At 65.4% G+C, this 10,260-nt stretch carries 14 protein-coding genes and 1 tRNA gene; 6 read left to right on the top strand and 9 right to left on the bottom strand.

Going from position 1 to position 10,260, the window contains the following annotated elements; genetic code table 11:
- On the bottom strand, positions 1-207 hold a 207-nt coding region (locus tag VGV37_RS24340; RefSeq protein ID WP_326882378.1), incomplete at its 3' end, for an Lrp/AsnC family transcriptional regulator.
- 135 nt (positions 208-342) lie between these two features.
- Here VGV37_RS24340 and VGV37_RS24335 point away from each other — a divergent pair.
- On the top strand, positions 343-762 hold the full coding sequence (locus VGV37_RS24335) for a DUF2000 family protein (RefSeq protein WP_326882377.1): 420 nt from the start codon (positions 343-345) through the stop codon (positions 760-762).
- Between the two features lie 7 nt (positions 763-769).
- Here VGV37_RS24335 and VGV37_RS24330 read toward each other — a convergent pair whose 3' ends face one another.
- Entirely contained in the window at positions 770-3,097 is a 2,328-nt protein-coding gene (locus tag VGV37_RS24330; protein ID WP_326882376.1) for a sensor histidine kinase, read from the bottom strand.
- Between the two features lie 42 nt (positions 3,098-3,139).
- The gene (locus VGV37_RS24325; protein WP_326882375.1) at positions 3,140-3,472 is read right to left on the bottom strand and encodes a NepR family anti-sigma factor; all 333 of its coding nucleotides are present in this window, start codon (positions 3,470-3,472) and stop codon (positions 3,140-3,142) included.
- A 211-nt stretch (positions 3,473-3,683) separates the two neighbouring features.
- On the opposite strand from VGV37_RS24325, the gene VGV37_RS24320 reads away from it, so the two are divergent.
- Positions 3,684-4,484, top strand: a complete 801-nt coding sequence (locus tag VGV37_RS24320; RefSeq protein ID WP_326882374.1) for a response regulator — start codon at positions 3,684-3,686, stop codon at positions 4,482-4,484.
- 24 nt (positions 4,485-4,508) lie between these two features.
- Here the strand turns inward: VGV37_RS24320 and VGV37_RS24315 are convergent, their stop codons facing one another.
- Positions 4,509-5,255: an XRE family transcriptional regulator gene (locus tag VGV37_RS24315; protein ID WP_326882373.1), complete on the bottom strand. Its 747-nt coding sequence runs from the start codon at positions 5,253-5,255 to the stop codon at positions 4,509-4,511.
- A 122-nt stretch (positions 5,256-5,377) separates the two neighbouring features.
- Here VGV37_RS24315 and VGV37_RS24310 point away from each other — a divergent pair, with 122 nt between their 5' ends.
- Positions 5,378-5,620: a helix-turn-helix transcriptional regulator gene (locus VGV37_RS24310; protein WP_326882372.1), complete on the top strand. Its 243-nt coding sequence runs from the start codon at positions 5,378-5,380 to the stop codon at positions 5,618-5,620.
- Between the two features lie 151 nt (positions 5,621-5,771).
- Here VGV37_RS24310 and VGV37_RS24305 read toward each other — a convergent pair whose 3' ends face one another.
- Positions 5,772-6,158 carry a response regulator gene (locus tag VGV37_RS24305; RefSeq protein ID WP_326882371.1) on the bottom strand — a complete coding sequence of 129 codons (387 nt, stop codon included), beginning with the start codon at positions 6,156-6,158 and terminating at the stop codon, positions 5,772-5,774.
- 121 nt (positions 6,159-6,279) lie between these two features.
- Here VGV37_RS24305 and VGV37_RS24300 point away from each other — a divergent pair, with 121 nt between their 5' ends.
- A complete protein-coding gene (locus VGV37_RS24300) occupies positions 6,280-6,573 on the top strand; it encodes a hypothetical protein (RefSeq protein ID WP_326882370.1) in 294 nt (97 codons plus the stop codon).
- 98 nt (positions 6,574-6,671) lie between these two features.
- Here VGV37_RS24300 and VGV37_RS24295 read toward each other — a convergent pair whose 3' ends face one another.
- From VGV37_RS24295 to VGV37_RS24285, 3 genes are all read right to left on the bottom strand, one after another.
- A complete protein-coding gene (locus tag VGV37_RS24295; protein WP_326882369.1) occupies positions 6,672-7,154 on the bottom strand; it encodes a Spy/CpxP family protein refolding chaperone in 483 nt (160 codons plus the stop codon).
- A gap of 34 nt (positions 7,155-7,188) precedes the next feature.
- On the bottom strand, positions 7,189-7,539 hold the full coding sequence (locus tag VGV37_RS24290) for a hypothetical protein (protein ID WP_326882368.1): 351 nt from the start codon (positions 7,537-7,539) through the stop codon (positions 7,189-7,191).
- Positions 7,540-7,626: 87 nt separating this feature from the next.
- Positions 7,627-8,025, bottom strand: a complete 399-nt coding sequence (locus tag VGV37_RS24285) for a VOC family protein (protein WP_326882367.1) — start codon at positions 8,023-8,025, stop codon at positions 7,627-7,629.
- 390 nt (positions 8,026-8,415) lie between these two features.
- On the opposite strand from VGV37_RS24285, the gene VGV37_RS24280 reads away from it, so the two are divergent.
- Entirely contained in the window at positions 8,416-9,651 is a 1,236-nt protein-coding gene (locus VGV37_RS24280; protein ID WP_326882366.1) for a Yip1 family protein, read from the top strand.
- A gap of 74 nt (positions 9,652-9,725) precedes the next feature.
- Here VGV37_RS24280 and VGV37_RS24275 read toward each other — a convergent pair.
- A tRNA-Thr gene (locus VGV37_RS24275) sits at positions 9,726-9,800 on the bottom strand.
- Between the two features lie 242 nt (positions 9,801-10,042).
- Between VGV37_RS24275 and VGV37_RS24270 the strand changes: the two genes are divergently transcribed.
- Positions 10,043-10,216, top strand: coding sequence for a hypothetical protein (locus VGV37_RS24270; protein ID WP_326882365.1), 174 nt, complete (start codon positions 10,043-10,045; stop codon positions 10,214-10,216).
- Positions 10,217-10,260: the final 44 nt, after the last annotated feature.

Below are 10,260 nucleotides of genomic sequence, written 5' to 3'. Positions count from 1 at the left end.
CACGAAGGCCAGAACGCCGAGGCCAACGGCCCGGCGATCGACGACCGCCTGATAGCCGCGGATCACGCCGCTCTCCTCCAGTCGCTTGACGCGTCGCCAGCATGGCGACGCCGACATGCCGACCCGCTCCGCCAGTTCCTGATTGGTCAGCCGTCCTTCGGCCTGCAGGGCCTTCAGGATGCGGGCATCCCCGGGATCGAAACTCATGACGGCAGAGTTTTCCTACTTTGTCAGGATAGGGGTATATTTTACCCAAATTTCCATGAAACAGGAAATATGAGAAAGAAAATTCCCGATAGATGGGCACATTCTAGCCTCGTGATCAATATCAGCGGAGCCATGATGACGGTCGAGGATTGGCGGGTTGCAATCATTGTCGAGCCGAGTCTCGCTCTGGGCGAATTGGCCAATACGGTCGCGGTGGTGGCGATCGGGCTCGGGGCGGCGGCTCCGGCGCTTGCCGGATCGAGGTTGCAAGACAGGGGCGGTCGAAGCTTCAGCATCAGTGCCAACAGGCCGGTGCCGGTCTTGCAGGCTCGCGCTTCGGAGTTGCAGGCCCTGCTCCTGAAAGCGCTGGCGGCCCCCGAAGGGGCGCGGGTCGTACCGTTCCCGGGATTTGCCCGCCGGCTCCACGCCTATGCGCAATATGAGGCGGCGATGCCGGAACGGGACCTGGAGAGCGAGCCGATCGACGGGCTCGGTCTGGCCGGCCCGGCGAAATGGATACGCTCGCTCACCGGCTCGCTGAAACTGCTGCGATAGCAAGCCGTCAGGGGCGCCGGTCGACCAAATTGGAGGCCGGCGCATCCAGGTGCCAGATCACGCCGGTTTCGGCGAAGTCGAAGGTGACGGTGCCGCGAAGCGCCCGGGCGACCAGCCGGCGCGTGACGTCGGTACCGAAGCCTCGCCGGGTTGGCGGCACGACCGGCGGGCCATTGGTTTCGGCCCAGCGCAGCCACAGCCGCTCGCCGCCGTCGGCATTGGTCAGCGTGCCCCAGCGGATCATCACCCGGCCTTCCGGCACCGACAGCGCGCCATGCTTGGCGGCGTTCGTCGATAGTTCGTGCAACGCCAGTCCCAGATAGGGGACGGCGAGGGGGCCGAGGCTGAGGTCCGGACCTTCGGTGGTGACTTGGCTGCTGCCGTCGAGATAGTGGCCCAGTTGCGAGCGCATCAGGTCGTGCAGGCGCGTTCCCGTCCATTCCACCTGGGTCAGCAGGTCATGGGATTCGGCGAGGCTGTGCAGGCGGGCGGAGAAACGTTTGCCGAAATCCTCGAGCGAGTCCGCCTGGGCCAGGCTCTGCCGGGCGATCGCCTCGGTCACGGCGAGGATGTTCTTCGAGCGATGCGCCATCTCGCGCATCAGCAGGTTCATTCGCTGTTCGCGCTCCTTGATGTCCTCGGTCGCCGCACTCTTGTCGATAATTGCGGCGGCGCGCGGCAACTCGACTTCGGTGGTGCTAAGCATGGCCAGACGGTGCGCCTGCTGCGGCTCGTCGAGCGGCACCGTGATCGTCGCCTCGTGTGGGCGGTTCGCGATCACGGGCACGGCCTTCAGTTGGCGCAGATAGGCCTTCAGCAGCTTCGCGCGCAATGGTGGCCGATCCGCATCGGAAGGCGCCAATCCGCCGATCGACAGGCGCAGCAGGCCTTGCCGGCGCTCGGCCACGATCGTCAGCATCGCCACGGGCTGGTCGCCGAGCGCCTTCAGGTAGGGCGGCAGGATCGCAGCCAGGTAGAGGCCGAGCGAGATCGCCTTGTCCAGGTCGATCCAGATCGGTTCGGCATCCATGCTGAGCTCGATGCGGTGCGGCGGTGCTTCGGTCGATTCCCGAAGTGCCGAAACGACGCTGCGCAGCATATCCTGCAGGCGCACGCCGGTGACGTCGCCGGAATCATAAGCGACCCGGTATGCCACGGCCATGGCGCGGACATAGTCCTCGACGAAGCGGATTTCCTCGCGCCGTTCCGGCGGCATGTCCTGGCGATGCAGGCTGAGCAGGCTGGTGATGACCTGGAAATTGTTCTTCACGCGATGGTGCAGTTCCAGCAGCAGCGCGCCTTTTTCCTGCGCCGTGTCGCGCAACAGTGCCGCGCGCCGCGCCGCGTCGTTGGCCATCTGGTTCAGCGAACGCCCCAGTTCCACCAGTTCCTCCGGTGCCGCCGCCATCTTGGCGCGGACCGAATGGTGGCCACGGCTGTGCGCGGTCGCGATCCGCCGCAGATAGACGATCCAGCGCAGGACGGACCGGTCGATCGACCAGACCGCGCCGGCGACCAGGGCCAGCAACACGGCCGTCGCCTGGGCGAAGGCGATGAAAACCCGCCACAGGTTGGAGCCGAGAAAGGCACGCGTCGGCAGGGCCGCGATCATGATGGACTGCACCGGCGCGATCGCGCTCACCATGTAGTCGAACCGATCCGTCCCGGCGCTCGGCAGGACCAGAGTGCCGGACTTCGGAACGGCCGGCACCTGGCTCGGCCACCAGTTCGCCGGCGTATCGGCTCGATGACGTTCGGCCAACAGGCCGGCCGGTCCGATGAGCGCCACCCCGCCGAGAAACGGGGTCTCGTCCGGTCGAAGGATCCGGTCGAGGGCGTCGCGCGACACGCGCAGGACGAGCAGGCCGTCCGGCATGCTTTCGACCCGCTCGGCCACGAGCAGGCGACGGTCCGGCGAGCCATCCTCCCCAATGGTCGGCCCGGTTTCCGCGGTGGACCGCACCCGGAGCCGATCGATGCGATCCGGCGCCAGCCCATCGCAGAGGAAGGTTTTGTCGAGGATGAGAAAGCCGGCATCGAAGTCGGGATGGCGCGTCAGCAGATCGGGCGACAGGGCACATCCCTCGCCACGCGCGGCGAGGGGGCTACCCGCCAGATCGATGGTTTCCTGGAATAGGTGGGACATGCGTTCCGCTGCAAGGGCGGTTGCCGTCTGAGCCGCGAAGAATTGGAAGCGACGAAGCGCCAGGTCGCGGTTCATCGTCCAGACCAGCAGCAGTACCAAGACCGGGGCTACGGCTGCGAACAACAGGACGAGCGTGCGCGGCCGCAGGCCCCTGAACATGGGCAGACGGTCGCGCCGGCCGACGCTCATCGGCCCGTCGTCACGGAAAGATGCGCGCGCCCGCTTCCGGCCTTACCGGTCGTCGGTGGAATTTTTCGCCGCGGGCATGCCGCCATCGTGCTGAGCGGGATCGGTGTGACCGCTCATCTTGTCGTCGATCTGCCGCAGCAGATCGAGGAAGCGATCCGGCACCGGTTCGCGCAGGACGGAATCGTACATCGCCCGCAATCGACCACCGATATGGGTTTCTACGTCGGCATCCAGACCCAGGGACATCTTCTGTGGGGTCGGCGTTCCGCCGACCACTGAAAGCGTCGGGGCCTTCCGCTCGCGATCACCAGTCGTTGCTCGCTTCGCCATCGGAAAGCTCCAGTCGTGCGCGTCGGGCGATCCGCCGTCGGCCATGTTTATTCTCCGGTCCAAGGCGACCCCGCAAGGGCATGCCGTCCGCAAAACCAGCCGGACGGAGAGCGAGGCCCGTCCGCAGAACATCCTGAGAGTGTTAAAGTTCCATTCGTACTCACATGAGTGGCCCAAGGAACCTCCGCCATCGGCGGTAGTTCACCAGTATATTCCAGTGGCTTTCGCCACCCCAGCGCCTTTTACCGGGAACCCCATGTCGATTTCCTCAAAGATCGCCCCCCATCTTCCCTACCTGCGCCGGTTTGCCCGCGCCCTGGCCGGCAGCCAGGCGAGCGGCGACGCCTATGCGGTGGCCACGCTCCAGACCCTGGTCGAGGAACCGACGCTCCTGGCCGACGGCGAGGATGTCAGGATCGGGCTCTATCACCTGCTGCTGCGGGTCTGGTCGACCATGCCGGTCAACGATCTGGCGTCGGGAACCGCGCGGGGCTCGTCGGTCGACGGTGCCCGCCAGAGCCTGGAAGCGATGACGCCGCGCTCGCGCATCGCGTTCCTTCTGACCGCAGTCGACGGCCTGTCTCCCGACCAGGTCGCGAAGGTCCTCAGCTGTTCGCCGGCCGAAGCCCGCACGTTGATCGCGACCGCGCAGGAACAGCTCGCGCAGCAGATGGCGACCGACGTGCTCATCATCGAAGACGAGCCCATCATCGCCATGGACCTGGAATCGCTGGTCGAAAGCCAGGGCCATCGGGTGATCGGCGTCGCTGCCACCCACGGCGAAGCGCTGGAACTGGTCCGCAAGCAGCGGCCCGGCCTCGTGCTGGCGGACATCCAGCTTGCCGACGGCAGCTCCGGGCTCGATGCCGTGAACGATATCTTGAAGTCGTTCGACGTGCCGGTGATCTTCGTCACCGCCTTTCCCGAGCAATTGCTGACCGGCGAGCGGCCGGAACCGGCGTTCCTGGTGACCAAGCCGTTCCGCATCGAGGCGCTGAAGGCCGTGATCGGCCAGGCGTTGTTCTTCTCCGAGGCGGCGCCGGCGCCGGCCAGATAGGGCGGACAGGCCGGCGGCGGTTCGTCAGACCCCGCCGCCGCGCCAGATCACCTTGCCGATGACCTTGATCTCGGTCGCGAGTTCGCTCGAGATGATTTCGGGCTGATAGACCGTATTGTCGCTGATGACGTAGAGCGTGCCGTCGAACTTGCGCTGCACGCGCTTGACCAGCCGCTCGCCCCGCGCCTCGAACACATAGATGCCGAATTCCGTGAAAGCGGCCTGGCGGGTGTCGACCAGCAGCAGGTCGCCGTCGCGAATCCCGGGCTCCATCGAATCGCCCGCGGCCGAGATCAGCATGACGTGCTCGGGATCCAGGTCGAAGACCGTGCGGATCCAATCATGGCGGAACGCGATGAATTCCGCCGGCGTTTCGGGTTCCGGCTTGCCGCTGCCGGCCGCGGCCGCCTTCGGCCGATGCGGCAGCACCAGAAATTCCTCGCCGCCGGACTGACCGGGGCCTTCCGGCCCGGCGCCGTCGCGCCGACGGGTCGATGCGTCTGCCAATTGCGGCTGGTCGCCCTCGCCGCGCACGAGCCACGCGATCTCGACGCGCGCCGCGTCGGCGAAGGTGATGAGCCGTTCGCGGCTTGGCTCCGCTTCGCCACGCAACCATTTACGCAAGGCCGACGGCGAGATGCCGGCGGCCTTGGCGAGCTTGTCGGCGCTCGGCCAATGATCGAGTACGAACTGGAGGCGCGCCACGAACGCCTGCCGCTCGCCGCCGCGTTCGAATGGGGAGGATGCGATGTCGTCGCTCTTATTCCGCACGAATCGACACTCTTCCGCTTGAGGTTGTGGCACTTTCCCGCGTAGACCTGGGGCGATCCAGCTTCAGCTCCATCCATTCCACTACTTTTCGCCCATTCTCTAAAGAGAATTTTTTCTCCAAGATGCGTGAAGATCCACCCGCAACACCCCGTCAGGGGGCCGACTGGCATCCTGCCGACGTCCTCGCGGCGCTCAAGAAGCGTGGCAAGAGCCTTGCCGGAATCTCGATCGCACACGGATACCATCCTACCGCCGCCGGCAAAGCTCTCAAACGTCCTTGGCCCGCCATGGAGCGCGCCATCGCCGCCGAGCTGGGCATACCCCCGGAAGAAATCTGGCCCAGTCGCTATCCCCCGGTCGATTGACGATCGAACCGCCGACCTCGTCCTAGAGCCAGAATTCGCCAAGTCAAGAGTGGTTCCCTGCGGCGGATGCCGCACTTTTCACCTGGGAACTCCTTATCTCTGGTACTTTTCGGGTGGATCGCGCGAAGCGGCTTTTGCTGCGACAGGGCCGTTACAGATGATCGGCCGGCTGGGCCAGCAGCGCCTGGATTCGATCCGAGATCTCCGCCAGGTGATAGGGCTTCTTGATCAGGCGATCAGTCCAGTTCAGGCGCGAGGGCAGCGCCAAGTCGCTGAAATATCCCGACGTCAGAAGGACCCGGACGTCCGCGCGGTGATGGGCGATCCATTCCGCCAGGTCGAAGCCGTTGAGGGCGCCCGGCATCAGTACGTCGGTCAGCACCAGCCGGATATCCTCATGCCGCCGCAGCATGCCGACGGCTTCGTCTGCGCTCGATGCCTCCATCACGCAAAAGCCGATGCCGCGCAGGAAATCCGCCAGCACCATCCGGACCAGGGCCTCGTCGTCGACCACCAGCAGGAGAGTGGGATCCGTCACCGTTTGTTCCACGAGTCGCCCGTTCATCGTTGCATTCCATCGCCAGTCCGGCGCTTTCCACCCAAAAGCGGCTCGGGCGGGTTCCTTGTCTCAAGTCCCGAAGCATCATTGGGGTTGCGCCGTGCCGATCCACCTGCTTGCAGCACCGCTCTTGCTGCGGCCGCCGGAAGCCGCGGTCTTCGGGCTCCGTCTCGATCGCGCCCGGGCCTGCCATGGCGGCGTCGGCTGTCTCGGCGATCGCCGGGAGCATGGGCAGTTCGCTAATGATCGCGCGGTCGACAACATGAACGTCGCCACCGTCCACAACGTCTACACGCAAAACCGGGTGAACGACACGACGGTCATTCGCCCAGCTTCAACGGCGGTCGCGACGGGACGGGCGCGCACCGTCGCCCGTTCTCTGGCGGCGCCGTGATGAGGCCGGCATGAAAAAGGCCTCCGCTGCCGGGCGGCAGGGGAGGCCTCGCTGAAGGGCGGCCGGGCTTCGCAAAGCGCCCGGCCGTCGATCTTGCGCTATTGCGCCGGGGGCGCATCCGGATGGGCGGTTTTGTAGACGGCCCGTTCCTGCTGATGCAGGTTCTCGAGTTGCTGATGGGTCTGCGCGCTCTGGGCCAGTTGGGTCGGCGTCAGCAATGCCCGCACCTGGAGCGCGGTTGCCAGTCGCTGGCTGTCGAGCTGCTGCTGCAGTTGTCCAGCCTGCTGCTGGATCGGGGTCAGCTGGGCGGCGGTCACTGCGCCGGCGCCGGCCAGCAGATCGGCGATCTGCTTGTGGTCCGCCCGCAGCTGCTGGGCCAGCGGCTTGGACTGGGTCCAGCTGGCCTGGATGATCTCGTGAACCTGGGCCTTCTGCTCTGGGGTGAGCGTGACGCCTTCGAGAAAGCCGAAGGTGCCGTGGCCGCCATGATGATGCCGGCCGGGCCCGTCCGGGGCCGCCAGGGCTGCGAACGGAATGAGGGCCGCGCACAGCGCTGCGGCCAGAATCTTCCTGTTGAACATCTGTCTGTCCTTACGATGCTGGATCAAGAGGGGACTATCGAACGATCCGCCAGGTGCCGTCCGGCTGCAGGCAGGCCGTGCCATAGCTCGGCTGCGGCTGGCCGTTCACCTGGATGGTGGATTGATATTCCCGGCAGGTCTGGGTCGCCGGCGCCGGGGCATAGGCCGCCGGTGCAGGTGTCGGGGCGTACACGACCGGCGGGGGTGCATAGACGACGGGTGGCGGAGCGTAGACCACGGGCGGCGGGGCATAGAACAGCGGCAGGCCGACGCCGACGCTGACGAAGGTCCTGGCTTCAGCCGGTGCGGCCGCCAGGCTGCCGAACAGCACCGTCGCGGCACCCGCCGCGAAAAGCGCCTTCTTCAAAAAGCTCGGAAAATACACGCGAACCTCCTTTGCGCGATCCTGACTGATGATAGCGCAAAGGAAGCCCGATCCTCCCCGATCCGGCGGCGCGTTTTTGGTAACGAACTATGTCGATTGAAACGAAGTTTCCGGGCGCCAGCCGATCTCGATCAGGATGCGGCCGGGCGCCAGGCAATAGAACAGCCACCCGCCACGCATCGCCCGGGGCGCGTGGTGAATTTCGGCACCGGCCTGCTTTAGCCGTTCGTAGAGCTCGTCGACCTCCTGCTTCGTCGCGACCATGAACCCGATGTGATAAGTGACGACGCCGAGCGCCGCCTGGTCCGCGCCGCCGAATTTGGCGATCGGTCGGCTGATGACGAGTTCCAGCCCGGCATCGTCGTGCAGGATGGCCAAGCCGTCGGCCCCCCGGGTTTCGATGGTGCGAAAGCCAAAGTAGGTCGCCAGGAAATCCCGCGTCGCCGCGACGTCGGGTACGTGCAGATCCAGATGATTGAGCCTCATTCTCGTCTCCCAGGGATGGACCCGCATGGGTGCGACGAGGCCGGAGCTTCAGGCATGCCCATGCGAGCGCCCGATGCGGTCGGGCACTCGTCGTGGGTTCCGACGCCGAGGCGCGGAGCAGAACTTCCACAATGGGAAGGGGGCGGGCTTACCGGAACCGCCCCTGCCTTTTCCGACGGCGGATCTCATACGCGACCGGGTTCGCCGATGCAATGTCCGGCAGGAAGCGTCGCCGCAAAAATCAACTTTGCGGTATTCAGCGATACCGATCAGGTTTTATTGTGACCATGCTCACAAGGCAGCGACGGCCGGCCGATTACTTTCCGTATGACGGATATTCGCTGTTAAATAGTTGAATTAATCATAATCGAAACCACTGGGGATGGAAAGATGACCGTTCTGGACCAGCGCCCTGCCGCCTTCGCCGGGATCGTTGCCCGCGCCAAGGGGATCCTGCTCGAACCGAGGACCGAATGGCTGAAGATCGATGCGGAGCCGGCGACCATTGGCGGCATCTACACCGGCTATGTCGTGCAACTGGCCGCGATCGGACCGGTGTGCACGGCGATCAGAGGCCTGGTCTTCGGCTATGGCATCGCAGGCTTCACCTATCGCCCGTCGATCGGCACGGTTCTCTCCCAGGCGGTTCTCCACTACGTCCTGTCGCTGATCGGCGTGTTCGTGATGGCGTTGATCATCGACGCGTTGGCGCCCACCTTCGGGGGGCAGCGCAACCGTGTCCAGGCTTTGAAGGTTTCGGCCTATTCATGGACCGCTGCGTGGATCGTCGGCGTCTTCGGCCTTCTACCCTACCTGGGCTTCCTCGGGATCCTGGGGCTCTACAGCTTCTATCTGCTGTACCTCGGCCTGCCCCGGTTGATGAAGGCACCGGAAGCCAAGGCGATCGGCTACACGGTCGTCGTCGTCATCTCCGCCATCGTGCTCTATGCCGTCGTAGGCATCATCGGCGCCCGCCTGATGGGCTTCGGCGACCTGATGCCGACGCGATCGGCTGCAGTGGAATCCGGAACCGGTGCACTGACCGGCTCCGGTTCCGGAACCATCAATCTTCCGAACGGCTCTCATGTCGACGTCGCGAAGCTGCAGGGTGTGGTCAATCAGCTGGGCGCCATGGCCAAGCAGATGGACGGCAGCCAGCCGGCGGGCACGCCCGCGACCGGCGCCTCGGGCCAGGCGATACCGGCGGTCTCCACCGACGCGCTGAAGGCATTGCTGCCGGCCAGCCTGCCCGGTGGCTTCGCGCGCACCGAGACCCAGACCGGGAAGGCGTTCGGCGGCACCAATGCTGAAGCGACCTATCGCAGCGGCAACAGGACCATGACGCTGAGCGTGACCGACATGGCCGCCGCCGGCTCGCTCGCGACACTGGCGGGCGCGTTCGGCGTCGAATCCGATCACGAGACCGCGACCGGTTTCGAAAAGGTCGGCCGGGTCGACGGTCAACTGACCATTCAGCAGTATGACCGCACGTCGCAGAACGGGAAATATAGCGTGATGGTGGGCGACCGCTTCCTCGTCGATGCAGAGGGCACGGTCGATTCCTTCGACAGTTTGAAGAGCGCCGTCGCATCGGTCGGACCGGATCGGCTGCTGACGCTGAAGTAGTCATGACAACGGAACGGCCCGGATCGACCAGATCCGCTGATTTGGACCATCGTACTGGAAAGATTACAGCGGAATGGTGCTGTTGGAGAGGATTGAACTCTCGACCTCCCCCTTACCAAGGGGGTGCTCTACCACTGAGCTACAACAGCGTGCCGTTCGAAACCCATAGGGTCGGGGCGTGGCCGCCCCTCGAAGCGGCGCGGAACATGCCACAGGGACGAGCCCCTTGCAAGCCGTGCGTCTCTGGTTCGCCATGCAGGCTCGACATGTGTCGGCCGCGGGAAAAAGCGCTATGGGCCCGGCGATTCGGGCGCCGGTTGATCATAGACTCGCCCCTATTCCGATCCAGCTTTGCTAGGATCGCTCCGACGACGAAGGTGGGCGCGGGAACATGGCGGACGAGGATCAGACGAAACCGGCGGAAACCGGCGTGAGCGAGGCCGGCAAGGCGCGCCGCGCCCGTGAAGATGCCCGGCTGGCGGCGGCGCTCCGGGCCAATCTGGCGCGCCGCAAGCAGCAGAGCAGGGTCCGGGCGGCGGACGAGGGCGAGGACGGACCGGCCTAGCGGTCCCGGCGCTGGGCAACCCAGCGTCTCTATCGCGATTTTCT

It is taken from the genome of Aliidongia sp., from assembly GCF_035943795.1.
Classification (GTDB): Bacteria; Pseudomonadota; Alphaproteobacteria; order ATCC43930; family CGMCC-115725; genus Aliidongia.
Note: the sequence above shows the minus strand (reverse complement) of the source record. Positions and strands in the feature narration are given on the sequence as shown.